This is a genomic window from Actinomyces sp. MRS3W (genome assembly GCF_032465695.1).
Taxonomy (GTDB): Bacteria; Actinomycetota; Actinomycetes; order Actinomycetales; family Actinomycetaceae; genus Actinomyces.
The window spans coordinates 1-24260 of sequence record NZ_JAWDJJ010000144.1 but is presented as its reverse complement, the minus strand read 5'-3'; the positions used below and the strand labels follow the sequence as shown (position 1 = coordinate 24260).

Below are 24260 nucleotides of genomic sequence, written 5' to 3'. Positions count from 1 at the left end.
GGTGAGGGTTGGGCACCACGGGGATGCCGCCCTCCCCCAGGCCGGTGCCGTGCACGTTCAACCGGGGACAGTCGATCTTTTCCGCGGCGGCCAGGGACTGCTCGGCGGTGGCCAGCAGGCGAGCAACGCCGTCGTCGGTGGTGAGGTCGCCCTCGACGTAGCCGGTCATGGAGACGATCTCGACGCCGTCCGCACGCCGGGCCGCGAGGGCGTCCAGGTCCTTGTTGGTCCAGTCCCACATCTCCACCTTGAGACCGCGGGCGGCGATAGCCTCGACCCGCTTGAGGAAGGGCTGGTCAGTAAAGATCATCTCCGCGCAGGCGGCGAGGGTGAAGGGGTTGTTGGCGGTGACGGTGACGGGGCTCATCGGGTTACCTCCTTGAGGTGAACGGTGCGGGACTGCTGGATGGAGACGATGGCGGCGCGGGCGATTTGGAGGGCCTTGACGCCATCCTCACCCGTGGGGATGGCGGGGCTACCGCCGCGAATCGCCTCGACGAAGGCCAGGAACTCCCCTACATACGCCGTGTGCAGCAGATCGGTGTCGGCGCGTGAGGTGTCGTAGGCGACTCCGCTAGGGCCGTAGTAGTCCATGTCGCTGGTTCTCCCGCTGCCAGCGGTGGCCATGCCGCCGTCGCCGAAGACCTCCCCACGCACGTCGTAGCCGTAGGTGGCGCTAAAGCTCGCCTCGGCGGTGGCGAAGGCGCCGTTGGTGAAGTGCAGGTTCACCACCGCGGTGTCGAGGAAGCCGTCGCCGCGCGCGTCGGGGCGGATCAACGCGTCGGCATGGGCGGTGACGGAGTCCACCTCCGCTCCGGGATTGAGCCAGCGCAGCGTGTCGAAGTCGTGGATGAGGGTTTCCAGGAAGATCGTCCACAGGGGCGTGCGAGCGGGGTCACCGCCGTAGGGACCGGGGTCCCGCGTCAGGGAACGCAGCAGTTGCGGGGTACCGACGCGACCGTCGTCGACAGCCCGGCGGGCGGCCATGAAACCGGGAGCGAAGCGGCGATTGAATCCCACTTGGAGGACCACACCGGCGCTCTCGGCGGCGGCCACGCACTCTGCGGCCTCGGCGAGCTCGGTGGTGATGGGCTTCTCGGTGAAGATGTGTTTGCCGGCACGTGCGGCGTCGACGATCAGGTCGCGGTGCAGGGCGGCAGGGGTGGTGACGACTACCGCGTCGATATCGGGGTCGGTCAGAACCCCAGAGGCATCGGCCTCGGCGCGGGCGCCGAGTGGACCGGCCAGGTTCTGCGCCACCTCGAAGCGCGGATCCACGACCGCGACCAACTCGGCGGTATGCACGTCGTGCGCGATGGCCGTGGCATGGTGCGTGCCGATACGCCCGGCCCCGATGAGGGCGAGGCGTGCAGGTGGGGTGGGGCTGTGGGTCATAGGGGGACTCCTTTGTCGGGTGCCGCAAGCGCTCGAAGCACCGCGGCGATCGTGCACAAGGGCTGCAACTCCGCGGCCTTTGTGATGACAAAGAAACTAGCACGTTCCAGTTGTTCTCATTGGATGCTGGTCACAACACTGTAGCGACCTCCGGGTTTTTCCCCGCTATTTCGCCCGCAGGGAGCCGACAGTTCTCGACAGAACGTTCTATAATTCTAGACGTTACAGGCTGATGCCGCCCTGGTCGGACGGTGCTGCCAGGCTCAAAGCGGAGGCGACCATGGCCCGTGGAGAACACTCCAAGGTGACACTCGTCGACGTGGCTCGCGAAGCCAACTGCTCGGTGTCACTGGCCTCGATTGTCATGCGCGACGCTGCCGGCGCCTCGCAGGAGACGCGACGCCGAGTCAAGGCAGTTGCCGCGCGCCTGGGATACCGCCCGGATCGGCGTGCCCGAGCGCTGCGCTCCACCCGATCGGGGCAGATAGGCGTCACCTTCGGCGTACATCAGCCCTTCCATGCCGAAATCATCGACGGCCTCTACGCGGCCGCCGACACGAGCGGACACGAACTCGTGCTCTCCGCCGTCGTCGGCAAAGTCGACGATCGCCGGGCCGCAGAGACACTACTGCGCGATCGTTGCGAAGCATTGATCATGATCGGTCCCTCTCTTGGCACCGCGCGCCTGCGCATGCTGACCGATGAGGTTCCGGTTGTGGCCGTGGCCCGCCCGCTGTCATGTCCGGGGGTCGACGTCATCAGGATCGATGATCGGGGCGGAATCACCATGGCGGTCAACCACCTGGCGGAGCTCGGACACCGGCGCATTGTGCATATCGACGGCGGCAACGCCCCATCGAGTGCTGAACGACGGGCAGGTTACCTGGAAGCGATGGAGGCACATGGTCTGTCCGCTGAGACCAGGATCGTGCCGGGGGGACTTGAGCAAGAGCACGGCATGCGCGCCGCCAGCGCGATGCTCGCGGAGAGCGAGCTGCCGACGGCGATTTCGGCTTTCAACGACCGGGTAGCATCCGGCTTAATCCAAGGACTGATCCGGGCTGGGGTGGACGTACCCGGGCAAGTGAGCGTGGTTGGTTTCGACAACGCCCGCCGGTTCGACGCCGGGCTGGTCCCGCTGACGACCATCGACCAAAACCCTGCGCTCATGGCGCAGCTTGCTCTGGAGCGGGCGATCGGACGCGCCGCCGAGCACTATCTGCCCACCGAGCAGGTACTCGTCCCGCGGCTGATTCAGCGCGCCTCCACCGGGCCCGCACCCACCAGCACGTGACAAGTGCCGGTTTCGCGGGATATGGGTCAGGAGGAGAGGATCCCCTGCTCGGTGAGCCAGTCGGTGGCGATGGTGGCGGAATCGAGTTCCTCCTGCGTCGAGCGGCCGTTGAGGGTGCGCAGTGCCTCGGGCGTCAGCAGCGCGGAGACGGCGTTGATCGCCGCAATGGCCGCCTCATCCAGACCGGCGCTCACCAGCGGGGTGACGTTCTGCGGCAGGATCAGCCCCTCCGGGTCCTCCAGGATCACCAGATCGTTGTCGTCGATCGCAGGTGAGGAGGTGTAAATGTCCGCCGCGTCAACCGTACCGTCGAGCAGTGCAGCCACGGTGAGCGAGCCGCCGGAATCCTCAATGGGGTAGACCTCGGCGTCAACGCCGTAGACGGACTTCACGCCGGTGGGGCCGTAGGGGCGGGTTTCGAACTCGGAGTTCGCACCCACTGTGACCGTGTGTCCCAGCTTGGTCAGGTCGCCAATGGTGGTCAGGTCGTTGTCCTCAGCCAAAGTGCGCGTGACGGTGTAGGTGTCCTGGTCGGTGGCCTCGGCGTAGTCCAGGACAGTCAGCGCGTCGGGCAGTACCTCCGTGAGGGCGGCGTGGACGCTCTCGGAGTCCGTCGCCTTGGTGTCGGAGTCGTAGTACTGCAAGAGGTTGCCGCCATACTCGGGGAAGACGTTGATGGCGCCGGACTCGAGCTCGGGGATGTAGACCTCGCGCTGGCCGATCTGGTACTGCCGGTCCACCGTGAATCCTGCCTGCTCCAGCGCCTGGGCGTACAGCTCGGCGATGATCTCGTTGGAGAAGTACTGCTGGCTGCCCACAACAATGGCGGTCGGGTCGCCCGTACCCGAGTCCAGCGGATCGGAGCTGCCGCCGCAGGCTGCGAGAGCCGTGGTGAGGGCCAGGAGACCGCCGCCGGCCAGCGCACTGCGCCGAGTCAATAGCGAGCGTGAGGTGGAAACCGAGGGGGTCATTGGGGTTCCTTTCGGGTGCGGGCACCGACGGGGGTGACGGCGCGCTGAAGCAGGGAGAAGATGATTTCGGACAGCAGGGCGAGAGCGATGACCAGCAGCGAGGAGGCCAGCATCATGGCGTACTCCTGAGTTTTCAGGCCGAGGAACATGAGGCGCCCGAGCCCGCCCGCCCCGGTGTAGGCGGCGAGCGTCGCCGTCGCGATGACCTGGAGGGTGGCCGAGCGCAGCCCGCCGACGAGCAGTGGCGCGCCGAGCGGGACCTCCACCCGCATGAGCACCTGGGGCTCGGTCATGCCGGCGGCCCGGGCGCCGTCGACGGCGGTGGGGTCGGCTGCCTCGACTCCGGCGTAGGCGCCGGCCAGGACGCTCGGCAGCGCCAGCACCACGAAGGCAAGCATGGGTGCGGTCAGCCCCACCCCCAGAGCCAGCCCGAACAGGGTGACCAGCCCGAGAGTGGGCAGGGCGCGCACGGCTCCGGACAGGGTGACGGCGAAGCCCCTCCCCTGGCCCGAATGCCCGATCCACCAGCCCAGCGGCACCCCGATGACGGCCGCGATGGCGACGCCGAGCAGGGAGTAACCGATGTGCTGGATGAGCAGTCGGCCGATCCCCAGCGAGCCGGACCAGTTGGCAGCAGTCAGGATGTAGTCGACGGCGTCGTAGAGGTAGTTCATGCCGGCACCGTCTCCCTGTGCCCCACCCTCCAGGGCATGAGCAATCGGCCGCCGAGCACAACGAGCGCGTCCAGGACGACGGCGACCGCTACGGTCACGACAATGCCGGCGAGGATCTCGGCGGTGAGCCCCCGTTGGAAACCGTCGGTGAACAGCCAGCCCAGGCTGCGCACGCCGAGGACCGCCCCGACCGTTGTCAGGGAGACGGTGGAGACAGTGACCACGCGCAGGCCGGCGAGGATGGCGGGCCCGGCCAGAGGCAGTTCCACGGTGAAGAAGCGGCGCAGTGCGCCCATTCCCATACCGGTGGCGGCGTCGAGGACGCGGTGATCCACGGCGTCGAGCGCGTCCACGGTGGTGGGTATCAGCAGCGCCAGACCGTAGAGCGTGAGCGCGACCACGACGTTGAGGGGGTCGCGAATCCCGGTGCCCATGATCACCGGCAGGATGACGAAGAGCGCCAGGGAGGGAATGGCATAGAACAGTGAGGCGCCGGAAACCAGGATGCCGCGCAACGGTCCCAGGTGCTGAGCCACGCGCGCGATCGGGATGGCGAGCACCAGGGTGGCCGCGATCGCCGGTATCGCCTGGATGAGGTGAGCGATGAGGTAGGAGCCAATGAGGGGGAGGTTGGCCATCACCCAGGTCATGGACGGTTCCCCTCGCTGTCCTCCAACCTGCCGACGGCGCGGCCGGAGCGGTCGACAACCACGCGCTCACCGGCGACCTCCGCCAGGTGCAGTGCCCGGTTGGCGTCGTCCAGGCCGAGGAAGCGCACCACGAAGTCGTCGGCCGGGTTGGCGAGCAACTGACGTCCCGTGCCACGTTGGGCTATCTGGGCGCCCTCGCGCAGCAGGATGATCTCGTCGCCCAGGGCCAGGGCCTCGTCGACGTCGTGGGTGACGAAGACGATGGTCTTGGCCAGTTCGCCCTGGATGCGGCCCAGCTCGCGCTGCAGATCTCGACGCACGAGGGGGTCGACCGCCCCGAAGGGTTCGTCCATGAGGAGCACGCCGGGATCGGCCGCGAGGGCGCGGGCCACCCCAACGCGCTGCGCCTGCCCTCCCGACAACTGCCCCGGATAGCGCCGAGCCAGAGCGCGGTCCAGCCCCAGTAGGTCCATGAGCTCCAAGGCGCGGGCGACGGCCTGCGCCCGGTCCGCCCCATTGAGGGACGGCACCAGGGTGATGTTGTCCAGCACGCGGCGGTGAGGCAGCAAACCGGCGTTCTGCATGACGTAGCCAATGGAGCGGCGCAGGGCGACCGGGTTGCGGTCGTGAATGTCCTCGCCGTCCAGGCGCACCCGCCCGGAGGTGGGCTCGACCATCCGGTTGACTGTGCGCAGCAGAGTGGTTTTGCCGCAGCCCGAGGAGCCGAGTAGCACCGTGACCGAGCCGGCGGGCAAGGTCGCGGAGAAGGAATCGACCGCCGCGGGCGCGGCGGGACCGCGGCCTGCACGGGCGGAGGCTCCGTAGCGCTTGGTGACGTGGTCGAACTCGATCGTCACCGCCGCATGAGCGGCGCTTGTGGCGTTCTCAACTGCCATACGGCCGTCTCCTCTCACCCCGCTCGTCGGCGGCGCGGCCCAACCGTAACAACGCTTGGCGCATATGTCGATTCGATGTAATGTGATGTCGTGCTCGACCTCAAGATCCTGGGCTTCCTCGCCGAGGGCCCGCTTCATGGTTACGAGCTGCGCCGACGCATCATGGAACTGGATGGGCCGAGCAGCCGCCTGTCCGAAGGAACCCTCTACCCGGCCCTGGCCCGCCTGGAAAAGGCGGGACTGATCATTCGCACCACCGAGCCCGGGGCCCGGGGGCGTCCCCGCAAGCGCATCGACATCACCGCCGCGGGCCGTGAGCGCCTGCACGAGTTACTGCGGCACCCGAGCGAGACGGACATGTCGTCCATGCTGAACTTCCTGCATATCTTGGCCTTCTTGTCGCAGCTGCCCAACGCCGCCGAGCGGGAAGCAGTGCTGCGCCGTCGTCTGGAGATCCTGCGCGCTCCGGCACCGGCCTTCTTCTACGACGACGAAGCGCCCCACCGCGCAGCAACCGAGACCGACCCGTACCGACTCGGCATGATCCGCATCGCCGCCGCCTCCCGCCGGGCCGAGATCACCTGGCTCGAGGAAACGCTTGCCGTCGCACAGACGACCGCCGGTCACGCCCCCGACACATCTCACTGACCATCTGGGAGTAATCGCATGCACACTGCCCCCGCCGCCCACTCGACGTCCGCATCCGCCGCACCGGTGGAACCGCCCGCAACCATGCGCGCCGCGGTCCTCACCGCACCCGGGATCGAGAACCTGCGCGTGGTGGACGTTCCCGTCCCCCGGCCCGAGCCCGGCTGGGTGCGCATCAAGGTGATGGCCTTCGGCCTCAACCGCAGCGAGTACCACTCGGTCACCGGCCAGGCCGGCGGAATGAGCTACCCGCGCGTGCTGGGCATTGAGGCGTCCGGGGTGGTGGACCACGACCCCGACGGCGTCCTCGCCCCGGGCACGCAGGTGGTCACCATGATGGGCGGGATGGGCCGTGCCTTCGACGGCGGCTACGCGCAGTACGTCGTCGTGCCGCGCCAGCAGGTGATTCCCTTCCACTCCACCCTGCCCTGGGACGTGATCGGATCGGTGCCCGAGACGCTGCAAACCGCCTACGGATCGCTGACCACCGGGCTGGACTTGCAGCCGGGGCAGAGCCTGCTGGTGCGCGGCGGGACGTCGGCACTGGGACTGGCCACGGCGGCCCTCGCGGCTGATATGGGCTGCACGGTCTACGCCACCTCCCGCCGGGAGGCCGGACTGGAGCTGCTCGCCTCGCGGGGGGTGACGGCGCTGCGCGACAACGGGGCGGTGGCACAGCAGGTACGTCGGCGCATGCCCGAGGGCGTGGATGCGGTACTGGAGCTCGTGGGCGTGCCGACCCTGCGCGACTCGCTGCTGGCGACCGCCGTGCACGGGGTCGTGTGCTTCTCCGGGATGCTGTCGGACTCCTGGACCATCGCCGACTTCTATCCAATGGACTGGATTCCCAACGGGGTACGGCTGACAACCTACTCCGGGCAGGCCTCCGACCTGCCCGGCGACGAGCTGCAGCGGGTACTGGACCGGATCGAGGCCGGCGCACTGGATTTCCTGCCCGTTCACACCTACCCGCTTGAGGACATCGTCCAGGCGCAGCGGGACATGGCCGCCGGCGCGCGCACCGGCAAACTGGTCGGCCTGCCCTGGGACTGAAGCCAAATCGGGCAGCGAGCCCGGACGGCGATGGGAAATAACCACTTGCAATGGCAGGAGCACCGGGGCCGCTGCGCTCCCGCCAGAATCAATGCAGAAGACCCAGCGCCAGGGCGGCGACTGCGATCAACGGAAACGCGCCCTGCTTGAGCGCCGCAGTGCGGTGGGCCGGGGACTTAAGCGCGAGCACCAAAGCCGCAGCCAGCATGGAGGCGACGCCGTACAGGACCAACGCCGTGCCTGCAGTCCGCCATGCACCGGAGCCCAGGATCATGAGTGCGACGCCGATCAGGGCCTCCACCGCGAGGAACAGGTTGTAGAAGCCCTGGTTGTAGGCGTAGAAGGCGTGGGGCCGCGCCTCCTCGGGGGTTCCGCCGAAGGTCTTGCGGGCGAGTGGCCCTTCCCAGGCGATCGACTCCATCCAGAAGATGAGTACGTGCAGGGCGGCGGCGAAGACGGCGGCCACCAGGCCGATGATGAGAGCAATATTCACGAGCCGGAAGTGTAAGCCCGCACCGACGTCAGACTCGCCAACGGCGCAGCCAGCCGCATGACCTGTTAACAGTCGGCGATGGTCGTTGCACGGGCTCGCATGCGCTTCAGAATCCGGGGCGCTCAGCCACCTCATCGCTATAGTCGCCGGCAACAATCTCGACCCGGTTGCCCTCCGGGTCCAGTAGGACCGCCTCGTAGTAGCCGTCGCCGGTCTGGCGGGGACCGTCAATGACCGGGACCCCGGCGGCGCGGGCCCGCGCCGCTAGGTCGTCCACGCCCGCACGATCCGGCAGGGCAAAGGAGATATGGGCCCAGCCGAGCCGTTCTACGTCGGAGCGAGCGTCGACGTCGGGCCGGGACATGAGCTCCAGCCTGGCGCCCCGGCCATCGGAGACATGCGCGCCGTCGTCGAAGGTGATGATGTAGGTGCGTAGTCCGGTGCGAGGATTGTGGTACTGGCCGTTGGCACGTCCGCCGAACCAGTACAGGTAGAAGTCGCGGGCGGCCTCCAGGTCGGCAACCCAGATGGCGGTGTGGTCGATATGGGGCATGACGGTCCTTTCTGGATCCTCACCGGCGATGCCAGCGGTACATCGACTGTAACCAGTGTGGCAGACGACTCGTCCCCGGCGGACCAGACGGTGCCGCCGGGGACGATGTCTACTTCGATCGGTTCAGCGTCTTCAGGAGCGCAACGCCGATCACTCGTCCGCGGCGGACGGGTGGGTCATGTCGGCCGGAACCACCCAGGCGTCGAACTCGGCCTCGGTGACGAAGCCGAGCTCAAGGGCGGACTCGCGCAGGGACAGGCCCTTCTTGTGCGCGTTCTTGGCGATCTTGGAAGCCTTGTCATAGCCGATGTGGCGGTTGAGCGCGGTCACCTGCATGAGGTTGGAGTCCAGGTTGGCCTGGATCTTCTCCCGGTTGGGCTCGATGCCGTAGGCGCAGTGCTCGTCGAAGGAGACGCAGGTGTCACCCAGCAGCTGGATGGACTCCAGGACGCACCAAGCCATGACCGGCTTGAAGACGTTAAGTTGGAAGTTGCCCTGGCTTCCGGCGAAGCCGACGGTCGCGTCGTTGCCGAAGACCTTGGTGGCGACCATGGTCATGGCCTCGCACTGAGTGGGGTTGACCTTGCCGGGCATGATGGAGGAGCCGGGCTCGTTCTCGGGGATGATGAGCTCGCCGATACCGTTGCGGGGGCCGGAGGCGTACCAGCGCACGTCGTTGGCAATCTTCATGAGCGCGTCGGCCAGCACGCGCAGCGCCCCGGAGACGAGCACGAGTGCGTCGTGGGCGCCGAGCGCCGCGAAGAGATTGTCGGCCTGCTTGAACTCGATCCCGGTTTCTTCGCTGATCTTCTGCGCGGTCAGCTCACCGAACTTCGGGTGGGCGTTGAGGCCCGTGCCGACGGCGGTGCCGCCGATGGCGAGTTCGCGGGCGCGGGAGTCGGCGTAGCGGATGCCGTCCAGGGCGAAGTCGATCTGGGCGACCCAACCGGAGATGACCTGGCCCAGACGGATTGGGGTGGCGTCCTGCAGGTGGGTGCGGCCCACCATGACCACGTCGTCGAACTCCTTGGCCTTGGCGTCCAGGGTGTCGCGCAGCTGCTGCACGCGCGGGTACATGGCCGCGAGCTCGGTGACGACGGCGATGTGCATGGCCGTGGGGAAGGTGTCGTTGGAGGACTGGCCGCGGTTGACGTGGTCGTTGGGGTGGACCGGGGTCTTGGAGCCCATCTGACCACCGGCCAGCTCGATGGCGCGGTTGGAGATGACCTCGTTGGCGTTCATGTTGGACTGGGTGCCCGAACCGGTCTGGAAGACCACGAGTGGGAAGTGGGAGTCGAGCTTGCCGGAGATGACCTCGTCGCCCGCCTGAGCAATGAGGTCGGCGATGTCACGGGGCAGTTCTCCGAGCTCGGCGTTGGCCAGGGCGGCCGACTTCTTGAGTACACCGAGTGCCTTGATAAGCGGGTGGCTGAGGACGAAGGTTTCACGTCCGATGTCGAAGTTGGTCAGCGAACGCTGTGTCTGCGCCCCCCAGTAACGGTCGGAGGCAACCTCAACGGTGCCCATGGAGTCGGTCTCGGTACGCGTCGTCGCGCTGGTGGTTTCAGGTGCCATGGCCCAAGGCTAGCGGTTGTCCGTCGGACGCATGCGGGGACGGGTGTCCTATGTATGTACGAACCTGCGGGCAGCACGTTGCGCGGCGGACGCCCCGGCGCGGGTGGGGCGCGCTTCCCGGGCCGCGGCCCTACAGGGCGGCCAGTACCGCCTCAATGCCGGTGGCGAGGGTGCCGTGAGCGCCGGCCACCAGACGCACGACCTCGTCGGGATCGGTGGTCGTGGCGGCAAAGGACAGGTCAGACACGACGCTCATCCCGGCCACACGCACGCCCAGTTGCTGCAGAGCAATGGCCTCCAGGACCGTGGACATGCCCACACAATCAGCCCCCAATGCCGTCAGCATGCGGGACTCGGCCAGAGTCTGATACTCCGAGCCGCGCACCATGGCGTAGACGCCGCTGCGCTGCGTGCGCGCGCTCAGGACGGCGGCCAGTTCCGGATCCCACAGCTCACGCTGATCGACGAATACGGTGCCGGCGAAGGGTGAGGCGCCGGAGAGGTTGAGGTGGTCGGTGATCGTCATGACGTCGCCGATCTCCCAATCCCGTAGGCAGCCGTTGGCGTTGACCAGGACGGCGGCGCGCACGCCGGTGGCGGCGGCAGCCCGGGCCAGGGCGACGACGGCGCCGGGTCCACGCCCCTCGTACAGGTGAGTGCGCCCGTGGGCGACCAGGACGCGCAGACTGCGGGCAGGCGCCGTCTCGGGCTCGGCCTCGTCTTCCGGGCGGGCCGGGGAGGCCGGAAGACGGCGTTCGTAGGAGTCGAGTCGGTCGACATGCCCGGGGGCAATGGGGGCGGTGACGCCGGGCAGGTCGGACAAGTGCAGCGACGCCGTCGGCGTGCCCCACCCGTCCAGGGCGCCCTCGGCACCCGAACCGAGCACGACGAGCATGTCATGGTGGGCGGCGCCGGTACGGCGGGCGATCTGGTGGGCGGCTTCCAGGGCGGGGCCGGGCCCATCGGCACCGCCGGACTCGGCCAGGGCGGCGAGCACCTGTTGCGGGACGCCGTCGGGCCCCAAGGAGGCCTGTGGGTGGGACGTGGCGGGGCTCATGCGTCTGCCCCCGCCTGTTCCTGGGAGCGCACGCGACGCCGCCCCAGGAGGAGGTGCCCGAGCAGGCCGATGAGCAGCGCCGCCAGGACGCCGAGATTAGCGCCCGCCCAGGCTCCGTCGCGGCCTCCCAGCGGGCCGAGCAGGTAGCCCTGCCAGCTCAGCCAGGAGGCGGCGGAGTTGACGACCAGGCCCCAGCCGACTACGGCGCCGAGGAGGACCAGGGCGATCGCCTCGATGTTGACCGAGCCGTAGACGCCGTCGGGAGTGAACAGGGCGGCCTCGTCGTAGTCGCGTCGACGCAGGCATACCTCGGCGAGCATGACGCCCGCCCAGGCGGCGATGACCACGCCAAGAGTGGTAAGGAAGCCCTGGAAGGGACCGAGGAAGTTGTCCGCGCCGAAGATGACGGCGATCGTTCCGACCGTCATGATGGTCGCGTCGATGGCGGTGGCCACGGGCCGTTTCACGGGCACGCCGGTGGCCAGCAGCGACAGCCCCGAGGAGTACAGGTCCATGATGATGCCGCCGGCGAGTCCCAGGATCGCCACTATGGCGAAGGGGATGAGGAACCAGGTCGGCAGGATGGTGGTGAGTGCGCCAATGGGGTCGGAGTCGATGGCGGTGCCCAGTTCGGGGTCGGAGCCGACCAGCATGATTCCGGCGATGACGAGGATGACGACGGGCAGGGAGGAGCCGATGGTGGTCCAGGCGATGACGCCGGAGGTGGAGGCGCTGCGCGGCAGGTAGCGGGAGTAGTCGGCGGCGGCGTTGACCCAGCCCAGGCCGAAGCCGGTGGCGACCATGACCAGGGCTCCGATGAAGGCGGTGACCGGGCCGGCGGGGAGCGATGCGAGCGCGGCAAAGTCGATCTGCGGGGCGACCAGGATCAGGTAGATGACGGTGAGGATGCCTGTGGCCCAGGTGATCCAGGTCTGTACCCGCATAATGGTGTCGAAGCCGAGGATTCCGGCGCTGGCCGCCAGCAGCACGGTGAGCAGGAAGCCGACGATTTCGGCGCCGAGCTGGTTGTGCCAGCCCAGTGCTTGCAGCACCGTCGCGGAGGCGAGGCTCGCGGATACGCATAGCACGGTCTCCCAGCCGACGGTGAGTATCCAGGAGATTGCGGCGGACAGGCGGTTGCCGTGATAGCCGAAGGCGGCACGGGACAGGGCCAGGGTGGGGGCGCTGCCGCGCTTGCCGAGTACGGCGATGAAGCCGCACAGCAGGAAGGAGACGATGACGCCGACGACGCCGGCAATGACGGCCTGCGCGAAGGACAGCCCGAAGCCGAGTACCCATGCGCCCCAGGACAGTCCGAGCACCGAAATGTTGGCGGCGAACCAGGGCATGAACAGGTCGCGGGGGCGCCCCTTGCGCTCAGACTCGGCGATGACGTCGAGTCCGGCATTCTCAACCCGGGAGGCACTCGTCTCAACCGCTGAGGTGACGTCGGTGGGTGAGGTCGAAGCGGGCGCAGCGGGCGCGGAATAAGGGGCGTCTATCATGGCGGTCAACATACATCACAGACGGCGGCAGGCCCGCTCTCATGGCCTCCGAATGCCCTAGTGTCGTGTCGTCGGGTCCCACCGGACCGTCGCAAAAGGAACCAAGAGGAACGAAGCAGGCATGACGCTGACCCTCCAACGTGCCCAGGGCACTGATACGGAAGCGGCGTGGGAGGCCTACCAACGCATCATCACGCACCTGGCCCGCACGATCGACTACCCGCACTGGCACACCGAAGGTCACCCAACCGCCGAAGAGGTTCGCGCCTGGTGCGAGACCGGCGAGCTCTACCTTGCTCGCGACACCGGTGACGTCGCCGGCGTCATGGTCCTCAACCACCGGGCCGTCGAGGCCTACGCCCAGGTCTCCTGGAGCATTGACGCCCGGATGGACGAGGTACTTGTCATCCATGCCCTCGGCGTCACCCCCGACCACCTGGGACAGGGCACGGCTCGCTTCCTCGTCGAGGCCGCGATCGACGAGGCCCGCCGGCGAGGATGCCGGGCCGTGCGCCTGGACACCTACGCGGAGAACGTACCAGCACGATCCCTCTACGAGCGCTGCGGCTTCACCGACCTGGGCTGTCACCAGGTGCGCTACGAGGGCACCGACCTGACAGACTTCCACCTCTTCGAGTACGTGCTGCACACGCCCTGAGGCGGAGGCGGGCGCCGGCGAGGTGCCCATCGCGCTATGCTCGCCCGCCTGCTACACGGGTCCCTGCTCTTCGTCCCCTTAAGTCACGGCATTGAGGAACGCATCGACGGCGGCGTTGACGAAGGCGGGATCGTCGACGTTGGAGTTGTGCCCCGCGCCCTCGACCCAGGTGATAGGCACCCCGGTCTCGCTCGACCACTCCTCGTCGTAGGCCTTGACGAAACCCGCCGCGTCCCTCGTACCGCACACGATCATGAGCGGGCAGTCGATGCGGTACGGGCGGTTCTGCGCAACGGCGTCGGCAATCGCCCGGAAGCCCCCGCCGTACAGCGCGCAGAGCTCGCGCTTGGAGTAGCGCGCCAGCTGCTGGAGCATGTTGAGCCTTCCGTGCTCCGTGGTCGAGCAGTTCCCCGCGATCTGGCCGCGTAGGAAGCGCTCCGTCCCCCACAGCAGACACAGGCCCTCCATGTGGCGCAGGACGCCCAGGTGCCATCCCTTGTAATAGCGGCGCTGCATGGGCGAGGAGTCTATCGAGACGAACGCCCGCGCACTTCCGGGGTAACGGTCGATAAGGGCCTGCGCGACGTAGCCTCCGAGCGACTGACCAACGAGGATGGGACGCCGCACTCCACACGCCCCGAGAACCGTGTGGAGCGTCTGCGCCATGCCGTCAATCGACAAGGGGCGTCCCCACGGGCGAGAAAGGCCGTGGCCGGGCGCGTCCCAGACGACGAGGTTCCAGCGCATCGCGAAGTGGGCGAACTGCGGGTTGAACAGGGTGTGGTCGGCCGAGAGCCCCGGCAGGAGGACCATCCAACCGCGCCCGGGATCGGGTGAGGCGCTCGCCCAGTAGCGCAGCGCGCCGCCCTCGACGGCGAGCTCACGTGCGGTCATCCCGGCCGCAACCGCGGGCTCGACGCCGCCCGGGTAGGGCCCGCAGCAGAGGGAAAGCAGCTTGTCTGGAACGGTGCTCATCGCTGCACCTCCTCGGACGGGGCGACGCACTCGATGCGGGAAAACGATGAGGCTTGCCGCCAGTCACTACGCCGCATGAATTCGACGATTTTCCACCACGAGCGCGTTCCGACTGCGCAGAGCACGGAGATTGACATCCCGTGCAGGCGAGGAACGAGGTCCACATGGTTACTGGCCAGCCTGGTCTTGACGGCCTCGAGACCGCGGTAGCCCGCCACGGCCTCGGTTTTGATCTGCCGTGGCATTGGCCCGGGCGCGTCAACCCTTCTCACGGAAGAACCCGCCGACAGGCCGTGCACCGACGCGAGCACCTCTCCCGAGCCGATGTTCGAATCTCGCATGAACTTCCCCATCATGCTCTCTCCCGCGCCAGGGCAGCGCGCCAGCGCATGATGATCGTCCCGAAGTCGTGTTCTATCTCATCGACGTCGATGCGGCCCGCCCGATACCGCTGAGCCATATACCCCTCCGAGAGCAGGATGAAGTCGTCGTAAATATCCTCGGCGCTCACGCCGTCGCGCAGACCGGCGTCGCCCATGCGAGCAACCATCGCTGCTGCGTTCGACAGCGCCGCCTCGACGCGCACGCCGATGGCCGCCTTGACGTCCGGCTGCTCCTCGTAATAAGCCCGCGTCGCGAACGCAAAAAGCCGTGGGTGGGTGCGCATGACCCGACACTTCGCCGCAGTGGCGCGGCGGAGCAACTCGAACAGGTCGTCGGCCTCGACCACGTTGAAGACCTGAGTCGAGCGCGCAATCTCACCCAGGGCCGTCTCCCACAAGAAGAGGTAGAGCCCCAGCTTGTTGTCGAAGTAATGGAAGAGCAGGGACTTGGACACGCCTCCCGCAGCCGCTATCTCCGACATAGGGGCCTTGGCGTAGGGGTAACACGAGAACACCTCGAAACCCGCGTTGATCATCGCCCGTCGCCGTGCGGCGGGAAGCGAGTAAAAGCGTTCGTTCATAGCCAGCCACCCTTGTGTTGACCGAACCGGTTCATGCCGGTCCAACGTAAACCCGTTGACCGGGCGACGGAAGGGGTGACATGTCCGTACGACAGCCGACAGCGTCGTCAGGGGCGATCTCAAGCAACACGTTCACGCCGATAACCCGCTTACGTGCAGTATGTGCCCGGACAGCGGAAGGCCCCGGCACCTGCTGGTGCCGGGGCCTTGGGAGTGGTAGCGGGGGCAGGATTCGAACCTGCGACCTCCGGGTTATGAGCCCGGCGAGCTACCGAACTGCTCCACCCCGCGTCGTGGTTGGTACTTTAGTCCGCCGCCCGCCCGGGTCGCAAACTCCCGGAGCGTGCCCTTGCTCACCACGACGCTTCCGCTACTTCATGCTGCTCCCTGCTCAGCCCTGTGCATCGAGCTGCTGCTGAGCAGACACCGCCCGGTTGAGGGCATCGGTCAGGCGGTCCTGAGCGTCGCCGTAGGCGGACCAGTCGCCGTCCTGCATGGCCTTCTGCGCGTCGTCCATGGCGGTCTGCGCGTCGGATAGAGCGGTCTCAAGGTCGGCGGCCGGGTCCCCCGAGCCGGTTGCGGCGGTGCTTGGCTGCGTCGTCGCTTCCTGCGTCGGCTCGGCAGTAGCCTCCGGCGCCGGCGCGGCGGTGGACACAGTCTGGTCTGCGCCCTCCTCCGCTTCGGCCGAGGTGTCGTTCGCCGCTGCGGCATCGCCGTCGACGGCCTCCTCACCGGTGGTGGCGCCCGAGTCGCCGCCGAACACCTGGTCCAGCGCCTCGGAGAGCGTGTCGGCGAAGCCGACCTTGTCGCCGAAGGAGACCAGGACCTCACGCAGCAACGGATACTGCGTACCAGAGGACGCCTGTACGTAGACGGGCTGGACATACAGCAGCCCGCCGCCCACGGGCAGAGTCAACAGATTGCCGCGAATCACCTCAGAACCCTGCTGGGAGAGCAGGTTGAGCACTTGGGAGACGGTCGCGTTGGAGTTGAAGTTGTTCTGCACCTGGCCGGGTCCGGACACGTTGGATGAACGTGGCAACTCCAGCAGCCTCAGCTTGCCGTAGTCCGGGTTGCGGCCCCCGTTCTCGCCGCCCGCGGTCTCGGAGTCGACGGCGAGGAAACCGGTGAGCACGTTACGGTCCGTGTTACCACCGATGATGTAAACGCTGGACAGTGAGAACGTCGCCTCATCCTGATCCGGCATCTTCAGAGTCAGGTAGTAGGGGGCCTGGGCCTCCTCACCGGACTTGGTCGGGTCGTCGGGCACCTTCCAGAAGTCACCACCGGAGTAGAAGTCCTCCGGGTCGGTGACGTGGTAGTTGGCCAGCACGGTGCGCTGCACCTTGAACAGGTCCTCCGGGTAGCGCATGTGCGCCATGAGATCGGCGCTCATTTCGCTCATCGGGGTGACCGAGCCCGGGAAGACCGCCTTCCAGGCGGCGAGGATCGGGTCGTTCTCATCCCATTCGTACAGGGTCACCGAACCGTCATAGGCGTCGACGACGGCCTTGACCGAGTTGCGCACGTAGTTGGACTCCTCCGGGGCTCCCAGAAGCGCAGCACCGGAGGTGGCATCGCTCATGGAATCCTCGAGGGACTCGTGCTGGGAGTAGGGGTAGTTGTTCGTCGTGGTGTATCCGTCGAGAATCCACACCACCCGCTTGGGCGTGGAATCGTCGCCGTCGTCATCGACCACCGCCGGGTAGGGCGTGTCGTCGAGGGTGAGCCACGGCGCCACCTCGGCGACGCGGTCCGCGGGGTCGCGGTTGTACAGGATCTGTGATCCGCTGCGGACCTCCTGGGAGAACAGGATGTTCATCTCCTGGAAGCGCACGGCGTACAGCAGGCGGTTCCACGGGTTGGACACATCCGGCCCACCGTTGCCACTGAAGGTGGTGTTGACCTGCCCGGACGGCGCGGAGTCGTCGGGGTAGTCGAGCTCGCGCGGATTACCGCCGTCGTCGCCGCCCACGATGGAGTAGGACGGTGAAGCCTGGCCGAAGTAAATGCGCGGCTCGTACTCCCCCAGGTCGCCGACGGACGGGATACCGCCCTCCCAGAAGGAGGGGTAGCCGCCGGAAGCGACGGTGTTGCCGTAGGCGGTGACCACGCCGTAGCCGTGGGTGTAGACGGTGTGCTCGTTGATCCAGGTGCGCTGGCCGGCATCCAGCCCATCGAAGTTGAGCTCGCGCACCGCGATGACGGTGTCCCGGCTGGCGCCATCGATGTTGTACCGATCCACGTTCAGCGAGGAGGCGAAGGAGTAGTACTGCTTGTTCTGCTGGAGCTGGCGGAAGGTTGGGGAGACCAGGTTCGGGTCAAGCAGACGGATGGACGTCGTCGACTCGGCATCCTCCAGCAGCTGCCCCGCCTCCGCGGTGGTCTTCGCGTCGTAGTTGGTGGTTTCGACGTCGTCCAGGCCGTAGGCGGTCAGTGTGGCCTTGATGTTGCGGTCGATGTAGGCCGCTTCTTCGCGCTGAGCGTTGGGGTCGACGACGAACTTCTGTACGACGGCCGGGTAGGCGACCCCGATGAGCAGCGCGGAAACGATCATGACCGCGACGCCGGTAATCGGCAGCCTCCAAGAGCTGGTGCGCACCGAGAAGATGAACAGGAGCGCCACCACCACCGAGATCGCCGCCAGGATCGCGCTGGCCGGAATGGAGGCGTTGACGTCGGTATAGCCGGCTCCGTCGAACTTGGTGTTGGACGCGTACAGGGCCGAGTAGCGTCCCAGCCAGTAGGAGCCGCCGCGTAACAGGGCGAACAGGGCCAGGAACACCGTCAAGTGGACCCGGGCCGCGCGCGTGAAGTGGGGGGTGCGGGCCACCGAGATACCGCCGTACAGATAGTGGACGACGACGCTGCAGATGCCCGCGAACACCACGACGCGTGAGAGGTAGGACACCACGAGTTGCAGCACCGGCAGGATGAATACATAGAAGGAGACGTCCAGCCCGAACTGGGGGTCGGCGGTGCCGAAGGACTGGGAGTTGATCGCCAGCAAGACCTCACGCCAGTGCGGGGCGACTTCCCAGGCCGAGGCGAACAGGGCCAGAACCGCGGGCACAATCCAGGTCAGCTGCCGCTGCAGCGGTTCGATCGCCGACCGATACGATTCCAGGTTGCGGGCCGCCTCATCCCGCGGCATGCCGATCTCGCGGGCACGATAGGCCAGTTTCATGGCGGCGAAGACGGCGGCGAACATGATGAGGAAGCCGACCAGGAACATCCCGCCGCCCGCGATCCACTGGGTCCAGATGACCCGGGAGTAGCCCAACTGGTTGAACCACAGCACGTCGGTCCACGTGCGTGATAGGAAGGCAATGACGAAGGCGAGGGCCACCAGGATGGCGACCGTCAAGGCCAACGGCCCTGGCCGACGGCGGCCACCGGCACCGCCCTCCCGAGTGGGCGGGTGATTCGACCCGGAGCCTCCCCCGGGCCGTCGGCGCGCGCGAGCGCCTCCGGCCGACGCACCGGCACGTCTGCCTGCGCCGAGGTTGAACAGGGCCGAAGGGTCGAAGGCGGAGGCGCCCCGCGATTCGGCCTCCTCCGGCTCGGTAGCGTGCTCGTCGTCCTCATCCGGGGACGACGACGGCCTCACTGTACCGCCAGAGCTGCTGCGGACCGGATTATCGGATTGGAAGAAGCCGCCGCGGACGCGATCGTCGCGGCTTTCCGTCTCGGAGGAGTCGGCGGAGGCGGACTCGTCGTCGGACTTGTCGATGGGGTCGTCGTCGGGCCTGGTGCTCACGATCACGCTCCGTGTCGTTTCGTGTCATTCGCGTGTGCGCTGGTCGCGCACAGCGGCCGGCGCGGGTGGCGCCACCACGGCCCATCGTCGCACAGGTCACGTCAGGCTCACAAAACTCAGGCGGCTCACAGCCTCCACTCGGCCGCGCTCCAGTGGGGCGTGACTGGCATGATGCGGCCATGACTCAGGACACGGCCAACCCCTCCCCCGCCACGCCGCGCCACGCGGCCCTGACCCGCCTCGTGACGCAGCTCGAGGAGCATGTCTCCCGGGGCGGCTGGGATGCCCCGGTCGGCGTTTTCGCGCTGGTGCGCACCGCCGCCGCCCTGGAAGAGGACCCCGCGCTGGCGCGCATGCTCGATGCGGTGGCCCTTGCCGAGGCCCGCGCCGACGCCGAGGCACTGACCGCAATCGAGCAGGGAGACCTCCCGCCTGCCAACAGCCTCGAGGAGCTGCTGGCAGGCATCGTGTGGCCGGACGAGGTTGACGGCACCGCCGTGGCCACCGAGCGCATGGTGCTGCCTGCCGACGCGGAGCAGCGGGCTGCTGATATCGCCGATCCCGACGAGCGCGCCGCTTATCTGATGTCTCGCCCGGACCGGGATGACGTGCGCATCGTCGTCGGCGTGCTGCGCTCGGGCGAGTCCTGGTGCGCGGTGCGCTCCCGCTCCCACGATTCGGCCGATGCCGTTGCCACCGGCGCCGACCTCGTCCCCGGCCTGGTCGAGGCGCTGCGCCGCACTCTCCAGTAGTCCCGCCCGCAGCAACTTCGCCCGGTTTCGGCACGTTATTACTGCCGGTTTGGGCACGTTATTGGTGCCGGTTTCGGTGAGGGCGGGGGCTCAGGCGTCCGTCTGGCCGGTCTGTTCCCCGTCCCCGGGGGCGTCATCATCCCCGGAGGTGTCTGCATCGGTGGAGTCTGCCTCTTTGGCGCCGTCGGCGTAGCCGAGCGTGCCGTCCAACAACGAGGCCAGGTCGGCGTCCATCTCCGCGTCCAGGTCCTGTGCGGCCCGGCGCATGGTGAGGAAGTCGTCCGGGCTGGCAAGTTCGGCCGCCGTGGGCACCACATCGGGGTGTCGCCAAAAGGCGTCGCGCTCGGCGTCACCCAGCTCGGCGCCGAGCTGCTCCCACAGCCGGGCCGCCTCACGTACCCGCCGGGGCCGGAACTCCAGACCGATGAGCCGGGCAAAGACCTTCTCCGCCGGCCCGCCGTGAACCCGCCGGCGCCGAACCATCTCGCGCAGTGGCACCGCCAGCGGCAGGTGAGGTGCCAGGGCGCGGGCGGTGACCACTTCCACCCAGCCTTCGACGAGGGCCAGCAGGGTCTCGAGGTTCTCCAGGGCCTCCTTCTGGGCCGCCGTCTCCTGCGGAGCGAACATGCCCGATTCCAGGGCCGATCGAATCGCCTCGGGGTTGTTGGGGTCAACCTGCGAAACCGCCTCCTCGACAGCGTCAACGTCGATGACGATGCCGCGCGCATAGGCCTCCACCGCGGCCAACAGCTGGCTGCGCAGCCACGGCACGTGCGCGTACAGGCGGGCCGCCGCCGCTTCCCGGACGGCCAGGAAGAGCCTGACCTGCTCCGCATCCGCCTCCAGCTCCGTAGCGAAGGCGGTCACATTGGCGGGTACGAGCGCGGTGCCCGGCTCCCGTGTGAGCGGCAACCCGACGTCGGTGGCGGCGACTGCCTGCCCGGCAAGCTCGCCGATCGCCTGCCCCAGTTGCAGGCCGAAGGCGGTACCCGCCATGGAGCGCATGAGTTTGCCCAGCGCCCCCATCTGAGCGGCTGCGGCGTCGGACTCGGGCAGCTTGTTGATCTGGTGCTCCAGGGCGTCGGCCAGGGCGGTTGTGGCCGCGTCGGCGACCGGGGCGCACACGTCCTTCCACACCGGCAGGGTGCGCTCGACCCACTGGGAGCGCGTCCAGGCCTCTCGCGGCCCCGGGGCCGGCATGAAGTCGGTGGCCGCGTCCAGCCACAGGTCGGCCACGGTCAGGGCGTTGCGCGTCTGCTCGGCGTCCGCGGCGGTGATGACCGGGTCGCCGCCGGCGCTGGCGGTACGCAGCGCCAGTTCCTGCCCCGTCGTCCAGTTGACGGTGCCGCTCGCTGCCCCGGCGAACAGCTGCTGCAGCTGTGCCTGGATGCCGCTGAGCTGGGCCGGGGTCAGGCGGGACAGGTCGCCCATGCCGCTCATGCTGGCGAGCTGGTTCGGGTCGACGCCGGAGGCCCGCAGCGCCCCCACCGCGTCGGCAGCCGTCTGGGGGCCGAACATGGCGGCGAGCATCTGCTCGATCTCGTCGAAGGGGTCCTCGCTCATGGGTTCCTCTCGCTGGTTTCGACGCGTGTGCGCCGCGGTCCGGAGCGCACCGGGCGGCTTTGGGGAAACGCTCAGATCATGTCACCCATTCCTGGGTGCCAGCCATGTATACGGCTCACGAATCCCCGTCGGCCGCCAGGCGCCCTCCAGATGCTACGTGCGCGTTTCTCAGGAACAGCCGCCATGATGGAGCCGTGACGCAATGCCCTTCCGACGCCTCCGCCTCCCCCACCGCCGGCTCACCCGGGGCCGCGGACCGCTCCCGCCCGGATGTCGCCGTCCCCCAGGCCAAGGCCCCTGCGGCCCCCGCAGCGGCACCCGGCCGCAGGCGCATCCTGCGCGGGCGGCGCCGGGCGTGGATGCTCGCCGGCCTGGCGGTCGTCGTCGCCCTGGTCATCGCGGGGGCAACGGTGCCGATCAACAAGGTCATTCAGGCGCCCGGCCCCACCTGGAACGTGCTGTCCGACGGAAGCGACGGCACGGATGAGGACCTCATCACGGTCACGGGCACGCCGACCTACGACACCACCGGCGCCCTGCGCATGACCACCGTCTCGGTATCCGGCTGCCCGGGCTATCCCGTCACCTTCTTCATGCTGGTGGACGCCTGGCTCAGCAGCGACAAGACGATCCTCGACCGGGATCAGGTGTGTCCGGACGCGCTGACCGCCGAGCAGGTTGAGGAGGTCAATCAGGCGCAGATGACCAGCTCGCAGGACGCCGCCGTCGTCGCCGCGCTGATGGAGACCGGCGAGGCCAGCCGCATGATTCTCACTATCGAGGGCACTGCCGAGGAGCAGTCGGGCAACGGCGTCGAAACCGGCGACGTGTTGGAGTCCGTCACCACCCAGGCCGATGGAACCGTCACCATCACCTCCTACTCCCAGCTGCGTGAGCTCATGGCCACGATCACCCCGGGCACACCGGTCACCCTCGGGGTGGACCGGGACGGCACCGCGGTGGACGTGGAGCTGACCACCATCAGTCCCCAGGACGCCGACGGCGACGGCGAGCCGGATTCGGCCGGCTCGCTGCTCGGGCTGAGCCTGTCGGCCAGAGCCGACTCCAACATTGAGGCCTCCTTCAGCCTGTCCGACGTGGGCGGTCCCAGCGCGGGCACCATCTTCGCCCTGGGCATCGTTGATGAGATCACCCCGGGGGATCTCACCGGCGGGCAGGACATCGCCGGCACCGGCACCATTTCGATCGACGGCTCAGTCGGCGCGATCGGCGGAATCAGGCAGAAGATGGCGGGGGCCGAGCAGGACGGCTCCGATTACTTCCTCGCTCCGGCGGACAACTGCGGGGAGGTCGTGGGCAATGAACCCGCCGGCCTGGAGGTGTACGCAGTGAGCACACTGCACGAGGCCGTGGAAACGGTCAAGGCGATCGCCGCCGCCGACACCTCCGATCTCATGACCTGTGAGGCGGTGCTCGCGGCGAACTGACCCCGCCCGCGGGGTTCCGTGCTCCGTTGGGTTTTCCACAGGCCCGCACGTGGGGCTGGTGGCGGCGCGGGCACAGTGGGAGGCTGGCCGCGTCGCCGTCGGCGCAGGTGCACGAGGCGACGGAGAGGAGCAGCGATGCGCATCCGCGGCCAATCCCCGATTCTGTGGCGTGCCCCCGGCGAGAGCCAGATCGGTGCCGAGCCAGGGCATGCCCTGGTGTTGAGCGATCTGACCGGCGGCGAGCAGCTCCTGCTCGACCGCCTTCCCGCCGAGATCCGCCCCGACGACGTCTACCGCGCCGCCCGGTGGAGCAAGGTACCGCTCCAGCGGGCGCACACGATTATCCGGGGGCTGCGTGAGGCCGGCGTCATCGACACCGAGCCCGATCCCCCGGACAACGCCGACGAGGTCTACTGGGATCGCCTCGCCGTCAACGCACCCGACCGCGCCGCACTGCTGCACACAGGCAGCGTCGCCATCCTGGGCACCGGCGAGTTGGCCCGCAGCATTATCAGCCTGCTGGTCGAGGCCGGCATGGTCGCCATCCTGCCCGACGACGAGGCACTGGCGGACTGGACCGCGGGCCTATCGCCCCGGGTGAGCACGCGGGCGCCGCTGGACTATCACCCGGACGTGGTGGTCTCCCTGGATGGGCACGTCGTTGACCCGGTGCGTTCGCGGGACCTGGCACGGGCGGGGATGACCCACCTGCCGGTGGTGGTGCGGGAGGTGACTGTGCGGGTCGGGCCGCTGGTGACCGAGGAGTCGCCGGTATGCACCACCTGTCTGGACTTGTGGGAACGGGACGCGGACCCCTGTTGGCCGGCGCTGGCCACCCAGCTGCGGCTGCTGACGGCCCCCGTCATAGAGCGGCTGCTGCTGCATCAGGCGGCGGCGCTGACGGCCCGGGCCATCATTGACGTCGTCACCGGACGCGCACACCTGTGGGAGGGACGCAGTGTGGAATTGTCGGCCCTGGATGCGGTCGGTGTGGAACGGCGGTGGGTCCCTCACCCCGAATGCCTGTGCGCTCGCATCCGCGCCGCGGAGCACTCCGGCCAGGAGCCCGGACCGCGGCTCAGCGCGGCTGCGGGTCCGCCTGAGCGGTGAACTCACGCACGATGCGCAGCACCTCGGGGCCGTACTCCTTGAGCTTGACGGCGCCGATGCCCCGGATGAGGGACAGTTGCGGCAGGACGGTCGGTTTGACGATGGCGATCGAGCGCAGGGTGGCGTCGGCGAACACGGTGTAGGCGGGTTTTGAGGCGTCCTTGGCCACCTGGGTGCGCCAGGCGCGCAGCTGCTCGAACAGCGCCACCGTGGCCGGGTCGTTCTCGGCGGCGAAGTCGGCGGCCGCCTGCTTGGCCCGCTGGCGC

At 68.2% G+C, this 24260-nt stretch carries 23 protein-coding genes, 1 tRNA gene and 1 pseudogene; 7 read left to right on the top strand and 18 right to left on the bottom strand.

What is annotated here, in order from left to right:
• A pseudogene (locus RWX45_RS05160) lies at positions 1 to 367 on the bottom strand (hydroxypyruvate isomerase); the annotation flags it as partial.
• Positions 364 to 1395: a Gfo/Idh/MocA family oxidoreductase gene (locus RWX45_RS05155; protein ID WP_316022697.1), complete on the bottom strand. Its 1032-nt coding sequence runs from the start codon at positions 1393 to 1395 to the stop codon at positions 364 to 366. The pseudogene RWX45_RS05160 and the gene RWX45_RS05155, both read right to left, overlap by 4 nt.
• A 280-nt stretch (positions 1396 to 1675) precedes the next feature.
• On the opposite strand from RWX45_RS05155, the gene RWX45_RS05150 reads away from it, so the two are divergent.
• The gene (locus RWX45_RS05150) at positions 1676 to 2689 is read left to right on the top strand and encodes a LacI family DNA-binding transcriptional regulator (protein WP_316022696.1); all 1014 of its coding nucleotides are present in this window, start codon (positions 1676 to 1678) and stop codon (positions 2687 to 2689) included.
• Positions 2690 to 2715: 26 nt separating this feature from the next.
• Here RWX45_RS05150 and RWX45_RS05145 read toward each other — a convergent pair whose 3' ends face one another.
• From RWX45_RS05145 to RWX45_RS05130, 4 genes are read right to left on the bottom strand one after another with little or no spacing between them, the layout of a single operon-like run.
• Positions 2716 to 3660: an ABC transporter substrate-binding protein gene (locus RWX45_RS05145; protein WP_316022695.1), complete on the bottom strand. Its 945-nt coding sequence runs from the start codon at positions 3658 to 3660 to the stop codon at positions 2716 to 2718.
• On the bottom strand, positions 3657 to 4334 hold the full coding sequence (locus RWX45_RS05140; RefSeq protein WP_316022694.1) for an ABC transporter permease: 678 nt from the start codon (positions 4332 to 4334) through the stop codon (positions 3657 to 3659). Before RWX45_RS05140 ends, RWX45_RS05145 begins: the two co-directional genes overlap by 4 nt.
• Entirely contained in the window at positions 4331 to 4984 is a 654-nt protein-coding gene (locus tag RWX45_RS05135; protein ID WP_316022693.1) for an ABC transporter permease, read from the bottom strand. The genes RWX45_RS05140 and RWX45_RS05135 overlap by 4 nt, the downstream gene beginning before the upstream one ends.
• A complete protein-coding gene (locus RWX45_RS05130; protein ID WP_316022692.1) occupies positions 4981 to 5880 on the bottom strand; it encodes an ABC transporter ATP-binding protein in 900 nt (299 codons plus the stop codon). Before RWX45_RS05130 ends, RWX45_RS05135 begins: the two co-directional genes overlap by 4 nt.
• A 90-nt stretch (positions 5881 to 5970) precedes the next feature.
• Here RWX45_RS05130 and RWX45_RS05125 point away from each other — a divergent pair, with 90 nt between their 5' ends.
• Together RWX45_RS05125 and RWX45_RS05120 are read left to right on the top strand one after the other, a co-directional pair.
• Positions 5971 to 6528, top strand: coding sequence for a PadR family transcriptional regulator (locus RWX45_RS05125; RefSeq protein ID WP_316022691.1), 558 nt, complete (start codon positions 5971 to 5973; stop codon positions 6526 to 6528).
• Positions 6529 to 6546: 18 nt separating this feature from the next.
• Positions 6547 to 7581 carry a zinc-binding dehydrogenase gene (locus tag RWX45_RS05120; protein ID WP_316022690.1) on the top strand — a complete coding sequence of 345 codons (1035 nt, stop codon included), beginning with the start codon at positions 6547 to 6549 and terminating at the stop codon, positions 7579 to 7581.
• Positions 7582 to 7669: 88 nt separating this feature from the next.
• Here the strand turns inward: RWX45_RS05120 and RWX45_RS05115 are convergent, their stop codons facing one another.
• From RWX45_RS05115 to RWX45_RS05095, 5 genes are all read right to left on the bottom strand, one after another.
• Positions 7670 to 8074, bottom strand: a complete 405-nt coding sequence (locus RWX45_RS05115; RefSeq protein WP_316022689.1) for a DUF1304 domain-containing protein — start codon at positions 8072 to 8074, stop codon at positions 7670 to 7672.
• 106 nt (positions 8075 to 8180) lie between these two features.
• Positions 8181 to 8627, bottom strand: coding sequence for a VOC family protein (locus RWX45_RS05110; RefSeq protein WP_316022688.1), 447 nt, complete (start codon positions 8625 to 8627; stop codon positions 8181 to 8183).
• A 150-nt stretch (positions 8628 to 8777) separates the two neighbouring features.
• Positions 8778 to 10202 carry a class II fumarate hydratase gene (fumC, locus tag RWX45_RS05105; protein ID WP_316022687.1) on the bottom strand — a complete coding sequence of 475 codons (1425 nt, stop codon included), beginning with the start codon at positions 10200 to 10202 and terminating at the stop codon, positions 8778 to 8780.
• A gap of 130 nt (positions 10203 to 10332) precedes the next feature.
• Complete coding sequence (locus tag RWX45_RS05100) at positions 10333 to 11259, bottom strand: purine-nucleoside phosphorylase (RefSeq protein WP_316022686.1); 927 nt, start codon at positions 11257 to 11259, stop codon at positions 10333 to 10335.
• Entirely contained in the window at positions 11256 to 12764 is a 1509-nt protein-coding gene (locus RWX45_RS05095; protein ID WP_316022685.1) for a purine-cytosine permease family protein, read from the bottom strand. Before RWX45_RS05095 ends, RWX45_RS05100 begins: the two co-directional genes overlap by 4 nt.
• 121 nt (positions 12765 to 12885) lie before the next feature.
• Between RWX45_RS05095 and RWX45_RS05090 the strand changes: the two genes are divergently transcribed.
• Positions 12886 to 13422 (top strand): GNAT family N-acetyltransferase, encoded by a 537-nt coding sequence (locus tag RWX45_RS05090; RefSeq protein ID WP_316022684.1) that lies wholly within the window; start codon positions 12886 to 12888, stop codon positions 13420 to 13422.
• Positions 13423 to 13500: 78 nt separating this feature from the next.
• On the opposite strand, the gene RWX45_RS05085 is transcribed toward RWX45_RS05090, so the two are convergent.
• The 5 genes from RWX45_RS05085 to RWX45_RS05065 all read right to left on the bottom strand — a co-directional run bounded on the left by RWX45_RS05085 (position 13501) and on the right by RWX45_RS05065 (position 19121).
• Positions 13501 to 14397, bottom strand: coding sequence for an alpha/beta hydrolase (locus RWX45_RS05085; RefSeq protein ID WP_316022683.1), 897 nt, complete (start codon positions 14395 to 14397; stop codon positions 13501 to 13503).
• Entirely contained in the window at positions 14394 to 14753 is a 360-nt protein-coding gene (locus tag RWX45_RS05080; RefSeq protein WP_316022682.1) for a hypothetical protein, read from the bottom strand. Before RWX45_RS05080 ends, RWX45_RS05085 begins: the two co-directional genes overlap by 4 nt.
• Positions 14750 to 15316: a TetR/AcrR family transcriptional regulator gene (locus tag RWX45_RS05075; RefSeq protein ID WP_316022698.1), complete on the bottom strand. Its 567-nt coding sequence runs from the start codon at positions 15314 to 15316 to the stop codon at positions 14750 to 14752. Before RWX45_RS05075 ends, RWX45_RS05080 begins: the two co-directional genes overlap by 4 nt.
• Before the next feature lie 259 nt (positions 15317 to 15575).
• A tRNA-Met gene (locus RWX45_RS05070) sits at positions 15576 to 15652 on the bottom strand.
• Between the two features lie 100 nt (positions 15653 to 15752).
• Complete coding sequence (locus RWX45_RS05065; protein ID WP_316022681.1) at positions 15753 to 19121, bottom strand: UPF0182 family protein; 3369 nt, start codon at positions 19119 to 19121, stop codon at positions 15753 to 15755.
• A 179-nt stretch (positions 19122 to 19300) separates the two neighbouring features.
• Here RWX45_RS05065 and RWX45_RS05060 point away from each other — a divergent pair, with 179 nt between their 5' ends.
• Positions 19301 to 19873 (top strand): PPA1309 family protein, encoded by a 573-nt coding sequence (locus RWX45_RS05060; protein WP_316022680.1) that lies wholly within the window; start codon positions 19301 to 19303, stop codon positions 19871 to 19873.
• 90 nt (positions 19874 to 19963) lie between these two features.
• Here the strand turns inward: RWX45_RS05060 and RWX45_RS05055 are convergent, their stop codons facing one another.
• A complete protein-coding gene (locus tag RWX45_RS05055; protein ID WP_316022679.1) occupies positions 19964 to 21436 on the bottom strand; it encodes a zinc-dependent metalloprotease in 1473 nt (490 codons plus the stop codon).
• Between the two features lie 194 nt (positions 21437 to 21630).
• Between RWX45_RS05055 and RWX45_RS05050 the strand changes: the two genes are divergently transcribed.
• A complete protein-coding gene (locus tag RWX45_RS05050; protein ID WP_316022678.1) occupies positions 21631 to 22884 on the top strand; it encodes a PDZ domain-containing protein in 1254 nt (417 codons plus the stop codon).
• A 135-nt stretch (positions 22885 to 23019) separates the two neighbouring features.
• Positions 23020 to 23994, top strand: a complete 975-nt coding sequence (locus RWX45_RS05045) for a thiamine biosynthesis protein ThiF (RefSeq protein WP_316022677.1) — start codon at positions 23020 to 23022, stop codon at positions 23992 to 23994.
• Here the strand turns inward: RWX45_RS05045 and RWX45_RS05040 are convergent.
• The coding region (locus RWX45_RS05040; protein WP_316022676.1) for an HRDC domain-containing protein at positions 23963 to 24260 on the bottom strand (298 nt) is incomplete at its 5' end. The two genes, RWX45_RS05045 and RWX45_RS05040, sit on opposite strands and share 32 nt — an antisense overlap.